This window comes from Duganella sp. Leaf61, from assembly GCF_001421905.1.
GTDB lineage: Bacteria > Pseudomonadota > Gammaproteobacteria > Burkholderiales > Burkholderiaceae_D > Rugamonas > Rugamonas zoogloeoides.
On the sequence record NZ_LMLM01000028.1, the window covers coordinates 478,548 to 499,700 of the forward strand.

At 63.2% G+C, this 21,153-nt stretch carries 16 protein-coding genes and 2 tRNA genes; 8 read left to right on the forward strand and 10 right to left on the reverse strand.

Features of this window, described 5'->3' with window-relative positions; genetic code table 11:
- Positions 1 to 74 precede the first annotated feature (74 nt).
- The gene (locus ASF04_RS17280) at positions 75 to 728 is read left to right on the forward strand and encodes a VTT domain-containing protein (protein ID WP_056144192.1); all 654 of its coding nucleotides are present in this window, start codon (positions 75 to 77) and stop codon (positions 726 to 728) included.
- Positions 728 to 1,672 (forward strand): AEC family transporter, encoded by a 945-nt coding sequence (locus tag ASF04_RS17285; RefSeq protein ID WP_056144195.1) that lies wholly within the window; start codon positions 728 to 730, stop codon positions 1,670 to 1,672. Before ASF04_RS17280 ends, ASF04_RS17285 begins: the two co-directional genes overlap by 1 nt.
- A 71-nt stretch (positions 1,673 to 1,743) precedes the next feature.
- Here the strand turns inward: ASF04_RS17285 and ASF04_RS17290 are convergent, their stop codons facing one another.
- Positions 1,744 to 3,975 carry an NADP-dependent isocitrate dehydrogenase gene (locus ASF04_RS17290; RefSeq protein ID WP_056144197.1) on the reverse strand — a complete coding sequence of 744 codons (2,232 nt, stop codon included), beginning with the start codon at positions 3,973 to 3,975 and terminating at the stop codon, positions 1,744 to 1,746.
- Between the two features lie 280 nt (positions 3,976 to 4,255).
- Between ASF04_RS17290 and ASF04_RS17295 the strand changes: the two genes are divergently transcribed.
- Together ASF04_RS17295 and ASF04_RS17300 are read left to right on the forward strand one after the other, a co-directional pair.
- Positions 4,256 to 4,996 (forward strand): ABC transporter ATP-binding protein, encoded by a 741-nt coding sequence (locus ASF04_RS17295; RefSeq protein WP_056144201.1) that lies wholly within the window; start codon positions 4,256 to 4,258, stop codon positions 4,994 to 4,996.
- Positions 4,993 to 6,564 carry a hypothetical protein gene (locus ASF04_RS17300; protein ID WP_056144203.1) on the forward strand — a complete coding sequence of 524 codons (1,572 nt, stop codon included), beginning with the start codon at positions 4,993 to 4,995 and terminating at the stop codon, positions 6,562 to 6,564. The genes ASF04_RS17295 and ASF04_RS17300 overlap by 4 nt, the downstream gene beginning before the upstream one ends.
- Positions 6,565 to 6,628: 64 nt before the next feature.
- Here the strand turns inward: ASF04_RS17300 and ASF04_RS17305 are convergent, their stop codons facing one another.
- Positions 6,629 to 7,765 carry an NAD(P)/FAD-dependent oxidoreductase gene (locus ASF04_RS17305; protein WP_056144207.1) on the reverse strand — a complete coding sequence of 379 codons (1,137 nt, stop codon included), beginning with the start codon at positions 7,763 to 7,765 and terminating at the stop codon, positions 6,629 to 6,631.
- Positions 7,766 to 7,830: 65 nt separating this feature from the next.
- On the opposite strand from ASF04_RS17305, the gene ASF04_RS17310 reads away from it, so the two are divergent.
- The 3 genes from ASF04_RS17310 (at position 7,831) to ASF04_RS17320 (ending at position 9,870) form a co-directional block, all read left to right on the forward strand.
- Entirely contained in the window at positions 7,831 to 8,505 is a 675-nt protein-coding gene (locus ASF04_RS17310) for a TetR/AcrR family transcriptional regulator (RefSeq protein WP_056144210.1), read from the forward strand.
- 187 nt (positions 8,506 to 8,692) lie between these two features.
- Complete coding sequence (locus ASF04_RS17315; RefSeq protein ID WP_056144213.1) at positions 8,693 to 9,274, forward strand: ComF family protein; 582 nt, start codon at positions 8,693 to 8,695, stop codon at positions 9,272 to 9,274.
- A 2-nt stretch (positions 9,275 to 9,276) separates the two neighbouring features.
- Positions 9,277 to 9,870 carry a hypothetical protein gene (locus ASF04_RS17320; RefSeq protein ID WP_056144217.1) on the forward strand — a complete coding sequence of 198 codons (594 nt, stop codon included), beginning with the start codon at positions 9,277 to 9,279 and terminating at the stop codon, positions 9,868 to 9,870.
- 33 nt (positions 9,871 to 9,903) lie between these two features.
- On the opposite strand, the gene ASF04_RS17325 is transcribed toward ASF04_RS17320, so the two are convergent.
- From ASF04_RS17325 to ASF04_RS17355, 7 genes are all read right to left on the reverse strand, one after another.
- Positions 9,904 to 11,271, reverse strand: a complete 1,368-nt coding sequence (locus ASF04_RS17325) for a HAMP domain-containing sensor histidine kinase (RefSeq protein ID WP_056144220.1) — start codon at positions 11,269 to 11,271, stop codon at positions 9,904 to 9,906.
- Between the two features lie 9 nt (positions 11,272 to 11,280).
- Positions 11,281 to 11,961 (reverse strand): response regulator transcription factor, encoded by a 681-nt coding sequence (locus tag ASF04_RS17330; protein WP_019922278.1) that lies wholly within the window; start codon positions 11,959 to 11,961, stop codon positions 11,281 to 11,283.
- 19 nt (positions 11,962 to 11,980) lie between these two features.
- Complete coding sequence (locus ASF04_RS17335) at positions 11,981 to 13,453, reverse strand: efflux transporter outer membrane subunit (protein WP_056144222.1); 1,473 nt, start codon at positions 13,451 to 13,453, stop codon at positions 11,981 to 11,983.
- Position 13,454: 1 nt separating this feature from the next.
- Complete coding sequence (locus tag ASF04_RS17340) at positions 13,455 to 16,610, reverse strand: efflux RND transporter permease subunit (protein ID WP_056144225.1); 3,156 nt, start codon at positions 16,608 to 16,610, stop codon at positions 13,455 to 13,457.
- Between the two features lie 14 nt (positions 16,611 to 16,624).
- Positions 16,625 to 17,884, reverse strand: a complete 1,260-nt coding sequence (locus ASF04_RS17345) for an efflux RND transporter periplasmic adaptor subunit (RefSeq protein ID WP_056144229.1) — start codon at positions 17,882 to 17,884, stop codon at positions 16,625 to 16,627.
- Between the two features lie 189 nt (positions 17,885 to 18,073).
- A tRNA-Gly gene (locus tag ASF04_RS17350) sits at positions 18,074 to 18,149 on the reverse strand.
- Positions 18,150 to 18,208: 59 nt separating this feature from the next.
- Positions 18,209 to 18,284 (reverse strand) — tRNA-Gly (locus ASF04_RS17355).
- Positions 18,285 to 18,450: 166 nt separating this feature from the next.
- Here ASF04_RS17355 and ASF04_RS17360 point away from each other — a divergent pair.
- The gene (locus ASF04_RS17360; protein WP_056144231.1) at positions 18,451 to 19,377 is read left to right on the forward strand and encodes a Gfo/Idh/MocA family protein; all 927 of its coding nucleotides are present in this window, start codon (positions 18,451 to 18,453) and stop codon (positions 19,375 to 19,377) included.
- A 64-nt stretch (positions 19,378 to 19,441) separates the two neighbouring features.
- On the opposite strand, the gene ASF04_RS17365 is transcribed toward ASF04_RS17360, so the two are convergent.
- Positions 19,442 to 20,896, reverse strand: coding sequence for a polysaccharide lyase family 1 protein (locus ASF04_RS17365; protein WP_056144234.1), 1,455 nt, complete (start codon positions 20,894 to 20,896; stop codon positions 19,442 to 19,444).
- Between the last annotated feature and the right edge of the window lie 257 nt (positions 20,897 to 21,153).

A 21,153-nucleotide genomic window follows, 5' to 3' on the forward strand; every position in this document is an offset into this window, starting at 1 on the left:
CAACGAAGGCCGCATATGGCGCAGGCTGGTTTAGAATGCTGTTCAATCATTCATACTTGCCGAAAGACTAAATAATGCACGAATTTCTGACCCTGCTGAGCGCCTGGTTCCTGCACCTCGATGTGCACCTGTCCGAACTGGTGGCGGCATACGGCCATTGGATTTACCTGCTGCTGTTCGCCGTGATTTTCATCGAAACCGGCGTGGTCATCATGCCGTTCCTGCCCGGCGATTCGCTGCTGTTCATCGCTGGCGCGCTGGCCGCCAAGGGTTTGTTCGATCCGTGGATACTGTTTTTCCTGCTGCTGACTGCCGCCATCACCGGCGACGCGCTCAACTTTGCCATCGGCACCTATGTGCGGCGCAAGGCGGTCGATACGTCGCGCATTCCGTTCCTGAAAGCCGAACACATCGTCCTGACGCAAAAATTCTTCGAGCGCCATGGCGGCAAGACCATCATCCTGGCCCGCTTCGTACCGATCGTGCGCACGCTGGCGCCGTTCGTAGCGGCGCTCGGTTCGATGCCGGCACGCGTGTTCTTCATGTACAACGTGGTCGGTGGCCTGATCTGGGTGGGCAGCCTGCTGCTGGCCGGCTATATGTTCGGTAACATTCCATGGGTCAGCAACAACCTGACCGCCGTGGTGCTGGGCATCGTGTTCCTGTCCATCCTGCCGGGCATCATCGCCTGGCTGCGTTCGCTGGGCACCCGGTCCAGCAAAGCGTAGTGTTAGACATCCTGGCGATCACCAGCCCCATCTACCTGGTGGTGCTGGCTGGTTACCTGGCTACCCGGTCCGGCGTGTTCAACCGCGCCGACATGGCCGTGTTCGGCAAGTTCGTGCTGAACCTGGCGCTGCCCGCGCTGATCTTCAACGCGCTGGCGCAGCGCCACATCTCCGACGTGCTGCATCCGACGTACTTGCTGGCCTACCTGGGCGGCTCGCTGCTGTCGATGACCACGGCCTACCTGATCGGCCGCCGCCTGTGCGGCTGGAACGGTACCCGCAGCACATTTCTTGCCATGGGCGTGTCATGCTCGAACAGCAGCTTCATCGGCTATCCCATCTTGCTGCTGATGGTCGCGCCGGTGGCTGGCGTGGCGCTGGCACTCAATGTTCTGATCGAAAACCTGCTGATGTTGCCGCTGCTGCTGGCGCTGGCCGAGAGCGCGCGCGGCAATGGCGGCACGTGGTCGCAGGTGCTGCGGCAATCATTGCTGCGCCTCGCCCGCAATCCGCTGGTGCTGGCGGTGGTGGCCGGCCTGGCGATCAGCCTGGCGCAGGTGGACCTGCCGCAACCGCTGCTGCGCACCGTGAACCTGTTCGCTCAGGCCAGTGGCGGCCTGTCCTTGTTTGCCATCGGCGGCATGCTGGTGGGCTTGCCGTTGCGCGCCGGCTGGCAAAAAGTAGTGCCGGTGGTGCTGGGCAAGCTCGTGGGCCATCCGCTGGCCGTGCTGCTGGTACTGACCGTGGTCACCGCCCTGGGTGTGGCGCCGATGGAACCGCAACTGCGGGCAGCAGCGCTGCTGATGGCGGCCATGCCGATGCTCAGTATTTATCCGATCCTGGGGCAGGCGTACGGCGAGGCCGATCGTAGTGCGACGACCTTGTTGCTGTGCATGGTGGCGTCGTTCTTTACGTTGAGTGCCTGGATGTGGGTGCTGAAGTAAAAAAAAAGCCCCGTGAGCGCTGGCGCTGACGGGGCTTCGTACCAAGGGGCGTTCGCCCCTTTATCTACAGCTTAGATCGTATCGAGCGCAGCGTTGAAGGTCGCGCTAGGACGCATGGCCGCAGCCGTTTTGGCTGGATCAGGCTGGTAGTAGCCACCGATATCGACTGCCTGGCCTTGCACCTTGGTCAGCTCTTCCACGACCGTGGTTTCGTTTTCGGACAGGGCCTTGGCCAGCGGCGCGAAGTGCGCTTGCAGTTCGGCGTCGTCGGTCTGCGCGGCCAGGGCTTGTGCCCAGTACAGCGACAGGTAGAAGTGGCTGCCACGGTTGTCCAGTTCGCCGGTGCGGGTCGAAGGCGACTTGCTGTTGTCCAGCAGTTTGCCGGTGGCGGCATCCAGGGTCTTGGCCAGGATCTTGGCCTTGTTGTTGTCCTGCTTGATGCCCAGCTCTTCCAGCGACACGGCCAGTGCCAGGAACTCGCCCAGCGAATCCCAGCGCAGGTGGTTTTCTTCCACCAGCTGTTTCACGTGTTTAGGGGCCGAACCGCCAGCGCCGGTTTCGTACATGCCGCCACCAGCCATCAGCGGGACGATCGACAGCATCTTGGCCGAGGTGCCCAGTTCCAGTATCGGGAACAGGTCGGTCAGGTAGTCGCGCAGGATGTTGCCGGTCACCGAGATGGTGTCCAGGCCGCGCGAGACGCGTTCCAGCGTGTAGCGCATGGCGCGTACTTGCGACATGATTTCGATGTGCAGGCCGCTGGTGTCGTGGTCTTTCAGGTACGTTTGCACCTTCTTGATCACTTCGTTTTCGTGCGGACGATACGGGTCGAGCCAGAAGATGGCAGGCATGCCCGAGTTGCGCGCGCGGGTCACGGCCAGCTTGACCCAGTCGCGGATCGGCGCGTCCTTGACCTGGCACATGCGCCAGATATCGCCTTCTTCCACGGTTTGGGTCAGCAGCACTTCGCCCGTTGCCAGGTCGGTGATGTTGGCGATGCCGCCTTCGGTCACTTCAAAGGTCTTGTCGTGCGAGCCGTATTCTTCGGCTTGCTGCGCCATCAGGCCCACGTTCGGCACGGTGCCCATGGTGGTCGGGTCGAAGTTGCCGTGCCATTTGCAGAAGTTGATCATCTCCTGGTAGATACGGGCAAAAGTCGATTCCGGCATTACCGCCTTGACATCGGCGGTGCGGCCATCGGCGCCCCACATTTTGCCGCCGATGCGGATCATGGCCGGCATCGACGCATCGACGATCACGTCGTTCGGCGAATGGAAGTTGGTGATGCCCTTGGCCGAATCGACCATGGCCAGCTTCGGACGGTGTTCCAGGCAGGCGTGCAGGTCTTTCAGGATTTCATCCTTCTGCGACGCTGGCAGCTTTTCGATTTTTTCCAGCAGGTTGGACATGCCGTTGTTGACGTTCACGCCCAGTTCTTCGAAGACCTTGGCGTGCTTTTCGAACGCTTCCTTGTAGAAGATGCGCACGCAGTGACCGAACACGATCGGGTGCGACACCTTCATCATGGTGGCCTTGACGTGCAGCGAGAACATCACGCCGGTTTTATAGGCGTCGTCGATTTCCTTCTCGTAGAAGTCGAGCAGCGCTTTTTTGCTCATGAACATGCTGTCGATGATTTCACCGGCTTGCAGCGAGACCTTCGGTTTGAGCACGATGGTTTTGCCCGACGCGGTGATCAGTTCCATCTTGACGTCGCGCGCCTGCTCGATGGTCATCGATTTTTCGCCGTGGTAGAAGTCGCCGGCATGCATGTGCGACACGTGGGTGCGCGATGCCTGGCTCCATTCGCCCATCGAGTGCGGGTGCTTGCGCGCGTATTCCTTGACGGCCTTCGGCGCGCGGCGGTCGGAGTTACCTTCGCGCAGGACCGGGTTCACGGCGGAGCCGATGCACTTGCCATAGCGTGCTTTCAGTGCTTTTTCTTCGTCGGTTTTGGCATCTTCGGGGTAGTCGGGCAGGGCGTAGCCCTTGCCTTGCAGTTCGCGGATGGCCGCTTGCAGCTGCGAGACGGACGCGCTGATGTTCGGCAGCTTGATGATGTTGGTGTCGGGATTCTGGGTGAGTGCGCCCAGTTCGGCCAGCGTGTTGGGCAGGCGCTGCGCTTCGGTCAGGAACTCGGGGAATTCGGCGATCACGCGGGCGGCGACGGAAATGTCGCTGGCGACAACGTCGACGCCGGCCGGCGCGGTGAACTTCTGGATGATCGGGAGCAGGGAATAAGTCGCCAGCAGCGGCGCTTCGTCGGTCAGGGTGTAAATGATTTTAGATTTTTCTGTTGCCATGTTGATTCCCTCGGTTTTACCAAATTGGATCGGTGCCAGACGGCAGGAGTGTTAGCGGTCAACTAACCCAAACGAATATTTTAGACGTTCCACGTGTAGTTTGTGCAAATTCCGTGCTCGACAGAGGGCTAATCGCGGCAATTTAATCATTCAGTAAGTAAAAACCCGGATCGTCGAGCGCAACAACATGGCTCAACTTGCCGATTGAATAATTTTGTGCTGGACATCAGTGACCGCATGCGTCAATATTGCTTGTTATCAATAAACTACCGATTCCGCCATGCGCGACCATGCCCTCCGCCTGCAGTCCCTGTCCAAGTCGTTCGGCCGCCCGGCTGTCGATCACCTTGACCTGGCGGTGCGCCGCGGCGAGTTTTATGCGCTGCTCGGCCCCAACGGCGCGGGCAAAACCACCACCTTGCGCATGGCCACCGGCCTGCTGGCGCCCGACAGCGGCAGCGTGGAGGTGCTGGGTGTCGATATGCTGCACGACCCGGCCGCCGCCAAGCGCCACCTGGCCTACCTGCCGGACGAGCCGATGGTGTACGCCAAGCTCAAGCCCACCGAGTACCTGGAATTCGTGGCCGGCCTGTGGGGCATCGGTGCGGCGGAGGCCGAGCCGCGCGCGCGCCACCTGCTCGACTGGCTCGACCTGACCAAGCACGCGCACGAACTGACCGAGGGTTTTTCGCGCGGAATGAAGCAAAAGCTGGCGCTGGCCGGCGCCCTGATTCACTCGCCGCAACTGCTGATCCTCGACGAACCGCTCACCGGCCTCGACGCCGCCGCCGCCCGCCAGGTCAAGGACCTGCTGCAACAGCACGTGGTCGATGGCGGCACCGTGGTGCTTACCACCCACATCCTGGAGGTGGCCGAGCGCCTGGCCGAACGCATCGGCGTGATCCGTGCCGGCCGCCTGATTGCCGAGGGCACGCTGGACGAGCTGCGCGCACTCGCTGGCCTGGGCGCCGCTGGCACGCTGGAGGACGTGTTCCTGCAACTGACCGGGGAGCCGGCATGACAAAGCTGAACGGTGCACTGAACGGCGTCCCGGGCGGTACCTGGTGGCTGCTGCGCCACGAAGTGCGCATGTATTTCAGCGCCACCCGCAAGCTGCGCGCCAATGGCAAGATCAGCGCCAGCTGGCTCGGCACGTCACTCACTGTGGTGTTGCAACTGCTTCTGCACTGGGGCGCATACCTGCTCATTCCTCTCATCCATCGCCATGGCCCGACGCCGGCGCTGGCGGCCATCCTGGCCACCGCCGCCTTGCTGGTGGGCGTGACGCTGATGCTGGCGACGGCCTTGCGCGGCAGCGTGGCCGCGCTGTTCGAGCGGGGCGACCTGGACTTGCTGCTGTCGTCGCCGTTGCCGGCCAAGAGCATTTTCTTTGCGCGCTTGCTGGGCATCGTGGTCAGCGTGGCCGGCATCTTCCTGTTCTTCCTGGCGCCGCTGGCCAACATGGGCTTGCTGACCGGCCATCCGCAATGGCTGGCGCTGTACGTGGTGGTGATTGCGCTGGCGCTGCTGGTATCGTCTTGCGCGATGCTGCTCACATTGATCCTGGTGCGCCTGATCGGTGCGCGCCGCACCAAGGTGCTGGTGCAGGTGCTGTCCGCCGTGGCGGGGGCGCTGGTATTCCTGCTGTCGCAGGCGGCCAATAGCCGCAACGAGCTGGGCGCGCGCTTGCAGGAACTGCTGCATGGCGACTGGTCGGGCGTGCTGTGGCTCGGCCACGCCGTGCTGGGCCAGCCGGCGCCGCTGGCCGGCCTGCTGGCGGCCGGCGTGGCGCTGTTCTTTTTCACCACGCGCACAACCCGGGGCTTTTTTGTCAGCGGCGTGCAGCAGGCGGCGGGGTCGGGCAGGGCGGCGGCAGCGCCGTCCGGCGGCCCGCGTTTCAATTTCGGTCGCGGCCTGGTGTGGGCGACCATGGTCAAGGAATGGCGCCTGATCGCGCGCGATACCCGCCTGCTGACGCAAGTGCTGCTGCGCCTGTTGTACATGCTGCCGCTGGGATTCATCATTTTTAAAAATTCCGCCACCATCAACCACGCGGCCGGCGCCTCGCTGGTCTTCGTGTGCGCGTCGCTGGCCGGTTCGCTGGCCTGGATCATCATGTCCGCCGAAGATGCGCCGGACCTGCTGGCCAGCGCCCCGCGCAGCGCCAGCCTGATGCGCCGCGCCAAGCTGGCGGCGGCGACCGTGCCGCCGTTGGCCCTGGTGCTGCTGCCGGTGCTGTGGCTGGCGCTGCACCAGCCGGTGATGGGCGTGGTAACCCTGATCGCCTTGCTGCTGTCGTCACTGGCCAGCGGCATCATCGTCATGTGGAGCGGCCGCCCAGGCACCCGCGCCGACTTCCAGCGCAGCGGCGGCGGCGTGGGCGGCACGCTGCAAGGCGTCAGCTGCCTCGCCTGGGGCGCCGTGGTGTGGTTGCTGCTCGCAGGACTTGAACACGGCGTGTGGCTGAAATGGTGTGCGCTGGCGTTGGGGATCGCGCTGGCGGCATTGCTGATCGCCTGGGGGATCCACGTTGCCAGGGTGGGGCGGTGGAAGCAGCGATCGCCTTTGGGGCAGGTCAAGGTGGCTTGAGGCGGTGTTTGGCCAGGTTGGTGGTGCGATCGTCGTCACGACGAAGGCTTTTCCGTCCGGTTGATCAGCATGCAGATGCGAAGCCACCAAATAGCTCCAGTACCCCGCGCGGCGCCTGTGCATCGAAAAACATCGCCATATTCTGCGCCGACTCGTGCGCGCACGGTTCGCTGCGCGCGAACATCGCTGTCTCGTAACTGGCCAGGGCTGCTTCCAGGTCGTGGGGACTGGCGGCAATCGCCTGGCCCAGTTCTGCGCCGTCGAGCAGGGCCAGGTTGGCGCCTTCGCCGGCGAACGGTGACATCAGGTGGGCCGCGTCGCCAAGCACGGTGACGCCTGGCACGCGGTGCCAGCGGTGCCCGACCGGCAGCGCGTGGATGGGGCGCAGCAGCGGTGCGCTGTCGCTGCCGGTGATGAGGGTGGTGAGTGCCGGCGCCCAGCCGTCGAACTCGCGCGCGAGCAGGGCTGTCGCCTGCGCGGGGGCGGAAAAGTCGATGGCGGTAAACCATGGTTCGGAACGATTGAGGGCGACATAGGTTTGCAAGGTGCCGTCGCCGTGCCGGTGCGTGAAGATGCCCTGGCCGGGCGCGGTGGCGATCATGGTGCCGTTGCCGGCCAGCTTGGCACTGGCCGGATGCCGGCGCTCGGCATCGGCCATCGTGATTTCAACGAACGAGGTGCCGCTGTACGCTGGTACGGCCGTCGTCACCAGTGGCCGCACGCGCGACCAGGCGCCGTCGGCGCCGACCAGCATGGTGGCAGTGACCGTGGCGCCGTTGGTGAAGGTAACTTCGTGGCTGCCGCCGCCGAGTGCGCGCGCACTGGCGAGCTTGTGGCCCCAACGGATGCTTTCCGGCGGCAGCGAATCGAGCAGGATACGCCGCAGTGCGCCCCGGTCCACTTCGGGCCGGCCGCTGTGCACGATATCCGGGCGGTTCAGCAGGACCTTGCCGGCGGTGCTGACCACCCGCTTGGCGTCGGCGCCGGGAATGACGATTTCCAGGAATCGCTCGTACAGTCCGCCAGCCTTGAGCGCCAGCTGGCCGTTGTATTCGTGAATGTCGAGCAGGCCGCCCTGTACGCGGGCGTCCGGGCACGCCTCCGCTTCGTAAATGGTGGCGGCGATGCCGTGCACGTGCAGTACGCGCGCCAGCATCAGCCCACCCAGGCCGGCGCCGATGATGATGATCTGTGGTTGCATGAGTTTTCCATTGGAATGATGTTCCATTATATTGGAATGTTATTCCAAGTGTGTCAAGATGCGGGATGAACAAAAAAACCGTCACCAGGGCGCGGCGCGATGACTCGCTGTCGCGCGAACGCATCATCGAGGCCGCCATCGATCTGCTCGACCGTGAGGGCGAGCGCGGGCTGACCTTCCAGGCCTTGTCGGCGCAGCTGGCCACCGGTCCTGGCGCGATTTACGGCCACATCGCCAACAAGGCCGACCTGCTCACCGCTGCGTGCGACGCCATAGTGGCGCGTACCGTCATGGCGCCGGAGGACGGCGCCACGCCGCAGGCGGCAATCCGGACCGTGGCACTGGCGCTGTTCGATGCGATGGACGCCCACCCCTGGGCCGGCGCCGCGCTGATCCAGTCTGGTGGAAAAATGCCGGTGGTCCGTATTCTGGAGTGCGTGGGTCGCCAGATCAGCGCGCTGGGCGTACCCGAGCCGGCGCGCTGGGCCAGCGCCTGCGCGTTGGTCAACTACATCCTGGGCGTGAGCGGGCAAAACGCCGCCAACGCGCAACTGGCGCGCTCGCAGGGAGCCGACCGCAGTAAATTTTTAGCCGCCGTGGCAGACGCCTGGACCCAGCTCGATCCGGCGCTGTACCCTTTTACGCGCAGCGTGGCGGGGCAGTTGCGGGTGCATGATGACCGCGAGGATTTTTTGGTTGGCGTGGATTTGTTACTGCGGGGTTTGGCATCGCTGACGTAAAGCCAGGTCATATGCCAGCGGTTTTCGGAATTCAAACCTAACATCATTGCGTCAATTCTACGGTGATGACAAATATCCGAAGGGACGTTGATGTGTATCAAAAGATGTTTAATTGACCTCCTCAGGTGATTGAATATTTTGCTCTGAAGCTCATAAAATTTCTTTTTTTAAACAACAGAGGGATTTTATGCAAGTCAATATCAAACAGATTTTTGGAGAGTTCGATCACGGTTACGCTCTCGACAAACACTCGCTTTACAGTACCCCGATTGGTGAAAACGAGCACGGACATATGCAGTTCGATACAAAAAGGACGGAAGCTGGCGAAGCTGTTTTTCAATTGAAATACCGTGATGATCAAAATGCCGTTCATCCACTTGCAAAAGCTGTCGCCGACCACATTGTGCCCAAAATTCCGTCGTTTGGTTTGATCGTCCCCATGCCTGCCAGCAATCCACGCCCTTCACAGCCTGTCACCTCTGTGGCTAAAGCGTTAGGCACACTGCTCCACAAGCCAGTCTTCGACGATATGCTTGTCAAGGCACCCGGCGGAACTTCGCTCAAGAACCTTCAAACGCGCGCGGAAAAAGATGCTGCGCTGGTCAATCAGATCACGTTGTATCCTGCCATTACAACCATGGGCAGGTGGAACGTGTTGCTGCTCGATGACCTCTACCACAGTGGCGCCTCGCTCGATGCCGCGTGCCGTGTGCTACGCACCTATGCGAAAATAGCGGATATTTATGTCGCTACGTTGACTTGGAGGTAGTCATGGCCACCGTTTTTGTTGCGGGTTCGATCACGATCAAAAGTCTGGATTTTAAAGTTCAGGAACGTCTGATGAATATCATCAGTCTTGGCCACGACGTGCTCGTGGGGGATGCCGATGGTGTCGATTCGTCCATCCAGCGTTTTCTGCATGATCAGGCCTACAGCAAGGTGACGGTGTTTTGTACCGGCGATACCCCACGCAATAACGTTGGCGGTTGGCACGTGCATAACGTGACGACTTATCACAAGCCCGGAACGCGTGCCTTCTTTACCGCCAAGGACCTTGCTATGGCAGAGGCGGCCGACAGCGGTTTCATGATATGGGACACCAAAAGCACCGGCACACTTGCCAACGTGTTCGAGCTGCTGAGCCGCAAAAAATATGCGTGGGTATTCATCCAAAAGGACAAAATATTTCAGGCTGTCAAAAACGCTTCCAACATCGAAGCATTGATCGCTGGAATGTCAACTTCCGCGCGCATGACAGCGGACACCAAAATTGGTCTGACCCAAAAGCTTGCCGACTTGCAGTCGCGCGAGCAGCAGTTTGCTCTGCTGGCCGAGCGGGATGCTGCACAGGTCGAGCCGGCGTGATGTCTGTTCCGTTCGCCGCTTGGCGCGCTCACATTACATCCGCTGAACCGCCACCTGCAACGTCGCCCTCAACCCCGGCAAGTTATCAGCCAGCGCCAGGCTGCCGCCGTGCAGGCGCGCCACTGCCGACACTACCGACAGCCCCAGTCCCACGCCAGGTGTGCCACGGCTGGCGTCGCCCCGGTAAAAGCGCTCGATCACTTTCGGCCGCTCGTCCTCGGCCACGCCGGGGCCGTTGTCGGCCACGACCAGCTCCAGCGTGTCGTCGGCCAGGCGGCGGGCGGTGATCGCGATCACGCCGTTTTCCGGTGCATACTTCAATGCGTTTTCCACCAGGTTGCCCAGCGCCTGCGCCAGCAATACCGGGTCGCCCACCGTGTGCAGGTTGCCAGTGGGCGTAAAGCTCAGTGCGATGTCTTTCAGCTCCGCCACCGGCAGGTAGAACTCGGCCACCTCGGCGCCCAGGCGCGCCAGGTCCACATCGACGAAACCGCCACGGCGGCTGCCGCTGTCGATTTCGGCCAGGCGCAGCAAGGCGTTGAAGATGCTCATCACGCGATCGACATCGTTGATCGCCGCGTCGATCTCGGCATACGTCTCCTCGTCGGACGGGCGGCCCACCGACAGTTCCTCGAGCCGCGCGCGCAGTTCGGACAGCGGCGTGCGCAGGTCGTGCGCAATGGCGTTGGAGACGTCCTGCACGCCGGTCACCAGGTGTTCGATCTGGTCGAGCATGCGGTTGACGGTCTGCGTGAGCAGTTGCAGTTCGTCGCCGTCGCCCGGTTCTTCCAGGCGGCGCGAGAGCTGGCCTTCGATGATGGCGGACGTGGTCTGGCTGATGTTCTGCACGCGCGAGAGCAGGGCGCGCCGTATCATCATGCCGCCCAGCGCCGCCACCAGCAGCACCGCGATGGCGCAGCCCAGCAGGCCGTAAATGAACAGGCGCTCCAGCACGTCGAAGCGATTGAGATTGCTCGCGACCAGCAGCCGGTGGCCGTCTTTCAGCGTCACCTGCACCATCTCGATCCGGCGCGGCATGCCATCGACCTCGATGGTGGCCGAGCTGCTGCCATCGACGCGCGGCAAATTGGCCGGCCACCGCGGCAGGTTGCCGGCCAGCTTGACGCCGTTGGGGGCAGTAAACAGGATGATCTTGCGCACGCCGTCGTTGGTACCCATCACCTGGCTGTCGATGGCGGCCGCCAGTGCGAAGGCGCCATTGCGGGCAAACAGGTTGCACATGCGGCGCGAATCGGCTTGCAGCAGCTCGGTGCGTACCTGCTCGATATTGGTGTTCCACGCCCACCACAGCGGCCCGGCAAACATCGCCAGCACCAGCAGGCTGATGGCGGCGTAGCCGATGGCGATGGTGCGGGCGGAAAAGCCGGGCAGTTTCAGCATGGTGCGTGGTTATTCGTGGTCGGTCAGCATGTAGCCGGCGTTGCGCACGGTGCGCAGCAGCGGGGTGGGGAAGCCGGCGTCGATCTTTTGCCGCAGCTTGCTGATGTGGACATCGATCACATTGGTCTGCGGGTCGAAGTGGTAGTCCCACACGTTTTCCAGCAACATGGTGCGCGTGACCACCTGGTTGGCATGGCGCAGCAGGTACTCGAGCAGCTTGAATTCGCGCGGCTGCAAGGCCACCGGCTTACCGGCGCGCACCACCTTGTGCGCCAGCAGGTCCATGGTGAGATCGCCCAATGCCAGCGTGGTCTCCACCGACACGCTTTGCGACCGCCGCATCAGCGCATCGAGGCGGGCCAGCAGCTCACCGAACGCAAATGGCTTGATCAGGTAATCGTCGCCGCCGCTTTTCAGGCCGCGAATGCGGTCATCGACGCCGTCGAGCGCCGACAAGATCAGAATCGGCACGCGGTTGCCGTGCATGCGCAGCGCTTCGATGATCGACAGGCCGTCGATCCCGCCGGGCAGCATGCGGTCCATGATGATGGCGTCGTACGGCTCGCTCACCGCGTGGTACATGCCATCTTTACCGTTGTCGGCATGGTCCACTGTGTGCCCGGCCTCGGTGAGCCCCTTCTTGACGAAGCGGCCCACGCGTTCATTGTCTTCGACCAGTAATAGTTTCACCGCTGTCCTCCACCCGCCATCACGATGCGGGAATCTGTGCGCCGCTGTCGGCCGCCGCCGGCGCATCGCCCGTGTGCTCGATCCAGCCGCCGCCCAGGGCGCGGTACAAACCCACCAATGAACTGAGGCGGTTCTGGCGCGCCGTGATCAGGTTGATCTGGGCGTTGTACAGGTCTGTCTTGGCGGTGAGGACGCTCAGGTAGTCGTTGATGCCGTTGTTGTACAGCAGTTCGGCCAGCGTCACGCGGCGCTGCTGGGCATCGACATTGCGCTGGCGGGCGGCCAGTTCAAGATCGTAGGTGCCGCGCGCGGCCAGGCCGTCGGCCACTTCGCGGAACGCCGTCTGCACGCTCTTGCGGTACTCGGCCACGCCGATATCGCGGTTGATGCGGGCCGTATCGAGATTGGCCTGGCGCGCACCGCCGTCGAAGATCGGCAGCAGCAGTTCGGGCGCGAACGACCAGGCGCCGGAGCCGGCCTTGAACAGGCCGCCCAGCGAATTGCTGGCCGTGCCAGCAGCAGCGGTCAGGCTGATACGCGGGAAGAAGGCCGCGCGGGCAGCGCCGATGTTGGCGTATTCGGCGCGCAGCAGGGCTTCGGCCTGCTGCACGTCGGGACGGCGCAGCAGCAGGTCGGACGGCAGGCCGGCCGGAATATCGGCCAGCATGGTTTGCTGCGCCAGCGGCACAGCGGCAGGCAGGTTCTCGGGCAGCGGTTGACCGAGCAGCAGCACCAGCGCGTTTTCGGCCTGGGCACGCAGGCGCACTTGCGCGGCGTGGTTGGCCTCGGCCTGCTGCAAGGTCACCTGCGCCAGCGATTCGTCGAGTTCCGACGTGGTGCCGGTGTCGTATTGCAGCTTGACGATGCGGTACGATTCGCGCGCGGCCGCCAAGGTTTCGTCGGTCACCTTGAGCTGTTCGTCGTAAGCCAGCATGGTCAGGTATTGCTCGGCCACTTGCGACACCAGCAGGATATGCGCGGCCTGGCGCCCGTAGGCGCTGGCCAGGTACTGTTCGCGCGCGGAGTCGCTCAGGCTTTGCAGGCGGCCGAACACGTCGAGCTCCCACGCCGTATTGAGCATCACCGAATTGCTTTGCGTGGTGTTGCGGGTGTTGGCGGCATTGGCCGTGCTGGACGAACGCGCACCGGAAGCTTCGGCGTTCAAGGTGGGCAGGGCGGCCGCGCGCTGCAATTGCAACGCGGCCTGCGCCTGGCTTACGCGCAGCAGCGCCACGCGCAGGTCCTGGTTGTTGTCAAGCGCGAGGCGCACCAGCGTGTGCAGGCGTTCATCGACCAGGAAGTCCTGCCAGCCCGTGTCTGCGGCAGCGGTGGCGTTCGACGTGGTCGGCGCCGCGTAGGCCGCACCGCTTGGGTAGACCGGCGTGGTGGTCGTGGCGCTGGTGGCCGGTTGCTGGTAGGCCGGCTGCAAGGCGCAGCCCGATACCACCGCCGCGCCCACGGCAAGGATCAATGTTTTAATAGTCGTATTCATCTCAGTGCGCCTCCGGTGTGGCGGCCATGGCAATCGGCGGTCCATCTTCGGATGGCTTGCGCTGCTTGATCTTGCCCGCGATGAGGACAAAGAACAGCGGGATCAGGAACGTCGCCACGAAGGTGGCGGTGAGCATGCCGCCGATCACGCCGATACCGAGCGCGTTCTGGCTGGCCGCGCCGGCGCCGCTGGCAATGGCCAACGGCAGCACGCCCAGCACGAACGCCATCGACGTCATGATGATCGGACGCAGGCGCAGCTTGGCCGATTCCATCGCTGCATCGAGAATGGAGTAACCCTGGATTTGCAGCTCGCGCGCAAACTCCACGATCAGGATCGCGTTCTTGGCCGAGAGACCAATCGTCGTCAGCAAGCCTACCTGGAAGAACACGTCGTTTTCCAGCCCGAACATGGTGGCCGCACCAAGCGCGCCAAGCACACCCACCGGCACCACCATGATGACGGATACGGGAATCGACCAGCTTTCATACAGCGCGGCCAGACTCAGGAACACCACCAGGATCGACAGCGCGTACAGCAGCGGCGCCTGCGCGCCGGCCTGCGATTCCTGCAGCGAGATGCCGCTCCATTCATAACCGAAACCTTCGGGCAGCTGGGCGACCAGGCGTTCCATGATTTTCATCGCTTCGCCGGTACTGTGGCCCGGCGCCGGCTGGCCGAGGATCTCGGCCGACTCGATGCCGTTGTAGCGCGCCATGGCCGGCGCGCCCCACGACCACTGGGCAGTGGCAAACGCGGAGAATGGCACCATGTCGCCCGCCTTGTTGCGCACGTAGAGCAGCTTGATGTCGTCCGGGTTCATGCGGAACTGGGCATCGGCCTGCACATACACGCGCTTGATGCGGTTATCGGTGTCGAAGAAGTTGTTGACGTAACGCGAACCCCAGGCAGTGGAGAAGGTCTGATCGACATCGGTCAGGCTCACGCCCAGTGCCGCCGCCTTTTCGCGGTCGATATTGATTTTGTAGGTCGCGTTGTCGGCCTGGCCCGTGTAGCGCACGCGGCCCAGGGCCGGTTCCTTCCTGGTCAATTCCAGCAACTGGTCGCGGGCCTTGGCCAGTGCCTCGTGGCCGGCATTGCCGCGATCCTGCAATTGCAGCGAGAAGCCGGAAGCCGATCCGAGGCCGCGGATTGCGGGCGGCTCCACCGCCGTGATCTGCGCGCCCTGGAAGTTCGCATAGCGCGCGGAGATGCGTTCACTGAGCGCGGTCACACTGAGCTTGTCGTCTTCGCGTTCGTCCCATGGCTTGAGGCGCACGAACAGGCGGCCCTGGTTCTGGCCGCGCTGCGGCTGGCTGGCGCCGTTGGTCATGAAGGTAGATTCGACCATCGCTTTTTCGTCGGTCAGCAGGTAGTTGCTGATCTCGTCGAGCACCTTGCCGGTGGTTTCCAGCGTGCTGCCGGCGGGAGTCTGCACCTGCACGAACATATAGCCCTGGTCTTCCTTGGGCAGGAAGCCGCCGGGCAGGCGCAGGAACAGGAACAGCACCACGCCGATCATCACCGCGTAGAGCGTCATCCACAGGCTACGGCGGCGGATGATGCTGCCCACGCTGCCCAGGTAACGGTCGCGGCTCTTGTCGAAGCTGCGGTTGAACCAGCCGAAGAAGCCTTTCTTTTCGTGGTGGTCCGGGTCCGGGCGCTTGAGCAGCATGGCGCACAAGGCGGGCGTGAGGGTCAGCGCCACGAAGACGGACAACAGCATCGAGGCCACCACCGTGAGCGAGAACTCGCGGTAAATCGCGCCGACCGTGCCGCTGGAAAATGCCACCGGCACGAACACGGCCGACAGCACCAGCGCCACGCCGATCAGCGCGCTGGTGATCTGGCCCATGGCTTTTTCGGTGGCCTCGTACGGACCCAGGCCGTCCTCGTGCATTACCCGCTCGACGTTTTCCACTACCACGATGGCGTCATCGACCAGCAGGCCGATCGCCAGCACCAGGCCGAACATCGACAGCGTGTTGACGGTAAAACCGAGCGCCGACATGATGCCGAAGGTCCCGAGCAGCACCACCGGCACCGTGATCGACGGGATCAGGGTGGCGCGGATATTTTGCAGGAACAGATACATCACCAGGAATACCAGCACGATACCCTCGATCAGGGTTTTTACCACTTCGTGGATCGACACCTTGATGAACGGCGTGATGTCGTTCGGGTACACCACTCGCAGGCCGTGCGGGAAGTAGGCTTTCAGGTCGTCCAGGCGCGCGCGCACGGCGTCGGCCGTGGTCAGCGCGTTGGCGCCGGGCGCCAGCGAAATGCCCAGGCCCGATGCCGATTTGCCGCTGATGCGCACATCGACGTTGTAGTTCTCGGGGCCGAGCGCCACGCGCGCCACGTCGCCGATGCGCACCGCCGCGCCGTCGGGCTGCACCTTGAGCAGGATGCGTTTGAACTGTTCGGGCGTGCGCATCAGGCTTGCCTCGCTGATGGTCGCGCTCAGGGTCTGGCCCGGCACGGCGGGCGACCCGCCCAGCTGGCCGCCGGAGATTTGCACGTTCTGCGCCTGGATCGCGGCGTTGACGTCGAGCGGCGTGAGCGAGTAGCTGCGCAGCTTGATCGGATCGAGCCAGATGCGCATCGCGTACTGGGTGCCGAACAGGTTCATGCTGCCCACGCCGGGAATGCGCGACAGCGGATCCTGGATATTCGAGGCCACATAGTTGGCGATGTCGAACTTGGTCATGCTGTTGTCGTCGGAGACAAACGCCGCCACCATCAGGAAGTCAGAGGTGGACTTGCTGACGCGCAGGCCCGATTGCTGGACATCGTTGGGCAGGCGCGGCACCGCCGATTGCAGCTTGTTCTGCACCTGCACCTGGGCGATGTCCGGGTCGGTGCCGGCAGCAAACGTCATGGTGGTGGTGGACTGGCCGGTGTCATCGCTGGTGGACGTCATGTAGAGCAGGTTGTCGATCGCGGTCATCTGCTGTTCGATCACCTGCACCACGGTGTTCTGCATGGTCTCGGCGGAGGCGCCAGGGTAGGTGGCCTGGATCTGCACGGTGGGCGGCGAGACCGGCGGATATTGCTCGACGGGCAGCTTGAACAGCGAGATGCCGCCGACAAGCATGATCAGGAGCGCAATGACGATCGCGAAGATCGGACGCTGGATGAAAAATTTAGGCATTGTCGGACCGTCCCTTAGTGCGCGGCGGCAGGGGCGGCGGCGCCGGTGGCGCCGGCTCCCGCAGCGGCAGCCGCAGGTGCGGACGGCGTGGTCGCAGCACCGCCGGCAGCGGCGCCGTTGGCCACAGTTGCCGGTGCTGCAGCGCGCACCTTGACCACGGCGCCCGGTTTGAGCTTCTGGATGCCGCTGGTGACGATGCGTTCGTCATCCTGCAAACCTTTTTCCACCAGCCAGTGACCATCGACCAGCGCACCGGTTTCGATGGTGCGTTGCACCAGCTTGTTGTCGGCGCCGACCAGCATCACGGTCGCTTCGCCTTGCGCGTTACGGGTGACGGCCGGTGCCGGCACGCGCATCACGTCCGGGCGCACGCCCTGGCTCACCGAGGCGCGCACATACATGCCGGGCAACAGCAGGTGGTCGGGATTGGGGAACTTGGCGCGCAAGGTGACCGAGCCGGTGGCCGGATCGACGGTCACGCCGGAGAATTCCAGCGAGCCGGTGCGTTTATACGTGGTGCCGTCTTCGAGTTTGAGGGTGACGGTGGCGTGGTTGGCGCCGTCGAGCTTGAGCGCACCGGCGGCGATATCGCGGCGCAGCGCCAGTCCTTCCACGCTCGACTGCTGCAAATCGACATACATCGGGTCGATCTGCTGGATGGTGGTAAGCAGGGTGGCCGAGCCGCCTTGCACATAAGCGCCTTGCGTGACCTGCGACACGCTGCTGCGGCCACTGATCGGCGCGACCACGCTGGTGTAACCGAGGTTGATCTTGGCGGTGGCGACGGCCGCCTTGGCCGACGCCACGTCGGCGGCGGCCTGCAATTGCGCCGCCTCGGCGTTGTCGAACGCCTGCTTGCTGACCGCGTTGCCGCCGACGAGCACCTTGTAGCGGTCCAGCTGCGCGCTGCTCGACGTCAGGTTCGCCTGTGCGCGCTGCAAGGTCGCCTCGGCGCTGGCCAGTGCCGCGCGGTACGGTGCGGCGTCGATCATGTACAGCGGCTGACCCTGTTTGACGTCAGCGCCTTCCACGAAGCGGCGCTCCTGCACGATGCCATCGACACGCGCGCGTACCTCGGCCAGCAGGAACGGCGCGGTGCGGCCGGGCAGTTCCACCTTGAGCGGCACGCTGTCATGTTTGACGGCCAGCACCGTTACTTCGGGAACGGGCGGCGGCGCGGGTTTCTTGTCTTCACCGCAGGCGGCGAGGGTGAGCGTGACGGTGGTAACGGCAGCAGCGAGCACGGAGCGGCGCGCAAGGGTGGTCAGGGGCATTGGTCGGTCCAGTTGGCAATATGGTCGTAGCGGTCGAAGTATTTCTGGTCGCACGGTACTATGCCGGGTGAGGGCTTAAATGGGCGTGTGCGATTGATTAAATTTAGTTAATGTAACGGCGACAGTCGCAAAAAGACATCACCCGATGGAAACAGGCGCGGATTTGATCGAATAGGGGAGGGATAAAACTGGAGCGGGAGAAGAGTCTCGAACTCTCGACCTCAACCTTGGCAAGGTTGCGCTCTACCAACTGAGCTACTCCCGCATTGGAGTGAATTGCAGACTAACTATTTACTGCGCCAACCCAGCCTTCCGGAAGAAAACTGGAGCGGGAGAAGAGTCTCGAACTCTCGACCTCAACCTTGGCAAGGTTGCGCTCTACCAACTGAGCTACTCCCGCATGGGGCGCTATTGTAGCAACGTTTTTCAAAAGTTGCCAGAGCAAATTGGCATATCGTTTTGGTTATGTATAACCGTGCAAAAGTCATTGGTCCGGCATCGCGGCCTCACTTAGCATAGCGGTAGCTTGCATTACTGCGCCTCACTCACATCTAGAAAGAGACACCATGTCCGCTATCAAACTCGCCATCGTCGGCGTCGGCAAGATCGTGCACGACCAGCACTTGCCTGCGATTGCCGCCAATCCCGATTACCAGTTGATCGCCTCGGCCAGCCGTAACAATACTGTCGACGGCATTCCCGGCTTTAAATCGATCGAAGAGATGCTGGCGCAGATGCCGGAAATCGAAGCTGTCTCGCTGTGCATGCCGCCGCAGTACCGCTACAGCGCCGCCCACGCCGCGCTCACCGCCGGCAAGCACGTGTTCCTGGAAAAGCCGCCTGGCGCCACGCTGTCGGAGGTAGCCGACCTCGAAGCGCTGGCCGCGTCGAAGGGCCTGACGCTGTTTACCAGCTGGCACTCGCGTTACGCGCCGGGCGTACAGCCTGCCAAGGCCTTCCTGGCCGAGCATGCGCCCAGCAGCATGCATGTGATCTGGAAGGAAGACGTACGCCACTGGCACCCGAACCAGGAATGGATCTGGCAAGCGGGCGGCCTCGGGGTGTTCGATCCTGGCATCAACGCGCTGTCGATCGTCACCGAGATCCTGCCCGAGCGCGTGTTCCTGTCCGGCGCCAGCCTCGAGTTCCCGGACAACCGCGAAGCGCCGATCGCCGCCGACCTGCATTTCCAGAGCGCGGGCGCATTGCGCGTGCACGCCGAATTCGACTGGCGCCAGACCGGCAAGCAAAGCTGGGACATCCTGGTGGAAACCGCCCAGGGTCAAGTGAAACTGTCCGACGGCGGCTCGCGCCTGTGGATCAACGATGTCGAGCAGCCACTGGAGAAGGAAGCCGAGTACCCGTCGCTGTACCGCGTGTTCGCCGACCTGGTCAAGGCTGGCAGGTCGGACGTCGATGTGGCCCCGCTGCGCCATGTGGCCGATGCGTTCATGCTGGGCAAGCGCAAGGTAGTAGAAGCTTTCCACGATTAACTGACATCGCAGCAGAAAATAAAGACGGCCCGGGCTTACCACGCGGGCCGTTTTTCATTTCACGTCACGGCAGCTTGCCCGCGCCGGCATTGGCCGGTACCGACGTCAACGTGGCCGCTGCCGTCTGCAGCGTGTACGTGTACGGTGGCGTCCACACGTTGTTGCCGGTCGGTGGCGCGTAGCCGCACTGGCCGTCGATGGCGCTGGTGCCCGACTTGTCGCTGGTGAAGATGTGGCCCGACGAGCGGAAGCCGATGAAGTCCTTGCCCTTGATCGCCTTGCCGCACACCTCCGTCACTTTCAGGCCGGTGAAGTTGTAGTAGTGGTTCTCCAGCAGCATGTTGGAGCGGTAGCGCGCGTCGGTGCCGCCTTCGAACTTGACGTCGCTGTCCTTGGTGCTGGTGCTGCCGGCGATCAGGTTGTTAAACATGTGCACCTGGCCGTAGCGGTTGAGCGGCAGGCGCGTACTGGCGCCGTCGTACCAGTTGCCCGAGAAGGTCACGTGCATGCGGCCCTCGTCGCTCCAGGCGCGCCCCGCATCGCCATTGCCGACCAGCGTGGTCTTGGCGTGCTTGTTGAAGACGTTGCTGGCGATGGTGACGTAGTCGCTGCCGCGCACCACGTCGAGCGCGCCGTCGTGGCGGGTCTTGTTGGTGGACCCGGCCAGCGAGTCTGGCGTGTCGCCGTCGCTGATCGACAGGTGCGAGATGTAGATGTTTTGCGCGCGCGAGAGCGTGATGCCGTCCGCATAGGCGTTGGCCGAGTCTTCCGGGTTGACATCCCACGGCGTGTCGAAGGCGATATTGCGCACGATGACGTTGCGGGTCCAGGTAGGGTAGTCGTCGCCGTCCTTGCCGTCGGCAATCCACTTCTTGAAATCGGCCTGTTCGTCGCCGGTGGCGGTCAGCGCCAGCTCGCCGCCGATCAGAATCGACGTGCCGGTCATGCGTGCCGGCCGGCCTTGCGCGTCGTTGATGCCGACCAGCGTGGTGTTCGACGGCAGGCTGATCGAGCCGCCAAACTTCTGGTCGCGGTAGCTCGTGTATTCGCGGAACACGGTGTTGTTCTGGCTCCAGCGCAGGTCGATGTGGCCGACCACGCGGATGATCTTCGGCTCGTTGCCGGCCTGGTTGATGGCGGCCACCAGCTGCTGGCCGTTGTACACGGTGTACACGCGGTCGGCACGCGCGGCGCCGCCGCCGGTCACCAGCACTGCGCCCTTGCGCGACCACGAATGCCAGCCGTTCGATGGCGCCGGCTGGCGCTCGAAGGTGAGCACGCCGCCGGTCGGATCGGCCTGGGCGAAGCGCCACACCGGCAGCGCCGGCGCGGCCATGTAGTTGGCAGGCGAGTGTTTGCCGTCGGTGAGGACCGGCGCCGAGTAATTGCGCACGCCGTATTGGGCGGTCTGCAGCGGCGTGCTGGCGCCGGTCAGGGTGACAGCGTCGGTGGCGGCGGATGCGTTGGCTGCAGCAAGCCAGCCTGCAGCAGCGGCAAGTAGCGTTAAAGCGAGTTTCATTGGTGTCTCCACTAATTTTTATATAAATGATATGGACCGTTTTCGCGCGCATTGCGACAGCATGGAAAACGGGAACGTTCAGCCCGCGCATGGCGGAAACTGAAGCAGGCACCTTGCGTACCTGCAGCCTTAACGACGAGGGCTTGGGGGAAGCCGAGGTCGGTCAGGTGGCGACGACCGGTGAATAGTAGTCCTGGGAAATGAAATACGCAACCGACAATGTTGGATTTGCGTCATGCGATTTCTGTATACATTTT

Coding starts and splice junctions, on each gene's coding strand:
- ASF04_RS17280 (WP_056144192.1), top strand. CDS start 75: ATGCACGAATTTCTGACCCTGCTGAGCGCCTGGTTCCTGCACCTCGAT.
- ASF04_RS17290 (WP_056144197.1), bottom strand. CDS start 3,975: ATGGCAACAGAAAAATCTAAAATCATTTACACCCTGACCGACGAAGCG.
- ASF04_RS17295 (WP_056144201.1), top strand. CDS start 4,256: ATGCGCGACCATGCCCTCCGCCTGCAGTCCCTGTCCAAGTCGTTCGGC.
- ASF04_RS17300 (WP_056144203.1), top strand. CDS start 4,993: ATGACAAAGCTGAACGGTGCACTGAACGGCGTCCCGGGCGGTACCTGG.
- ASF04_RS17305 (WP_056144207.1), bottom strand. CDS start 7,765: ATGCAACCACAGATCATCATCATCGGCGCCGGCCTGGGTGGGCTGATG.
- ASF04_RS17310 (WP_056144210.1), top strand. CDS start 7,831: ATGAACAAAAAAACCGTCACCAGGGCGCGGCGCGATGACTCGCTGTCG.
- ASF04_RS17315 (WP_056144213.1), top strand. CDS start 8,693: ATGCAAGTCAATATCAAACAGATTTTTGGAGAGTTCGATCACGGTTAC.
- ASF04_RS17320 (WP_056144217.1), top strand. CDS start 9,277: ATGGCCACCGTTTTTGTTGCGGGTTCGATCACGATCAAAAGTCTGGAT.
- ASF04_RS17325 (WP_056144220.1), bottom strand. CDS start 11,271: ATGCTGAAACTGCCCGGCTTTTCCGCCCGCACCATCGCCATCGGCTAC.
- ASF04_RS17335 (WP_056144222.1), bottom strand. CDS start 13,453: ATGAATACGACTATTAAAACATTGATCCTTGCCGTGGGCGCGGCGGTG.
- ASF04_RS17340 (WP_056144225.1), bottom strand. CDS start 16,610: ATGCCTAAATTTTTCATCCAGCGTCCGATCTTCGCGATCGTCATTGCG.
- ASF04_RS17345 (WP_056144229.1), bottom strand. CDS start 17,884: ATGCCCCTGACCACCCTTGCGCGCCGCTCCGTGCTCGCTGCTGCCGTT.
- ASF04_RS17360 (WP_056144231.1), top strand. CDS start 18,451: ATGTCCGCTATCAAACTCGCCATCGTCGGCGTCGGCAAGATCGTGCAC.
- ASF04_RS17365 (WP_056144234.1), bottom strand. CDS start 20,896: ATGAAACTCGCTTTAACGCTACTTGCCGCTGCTGCAGGCTGGCTTGCT.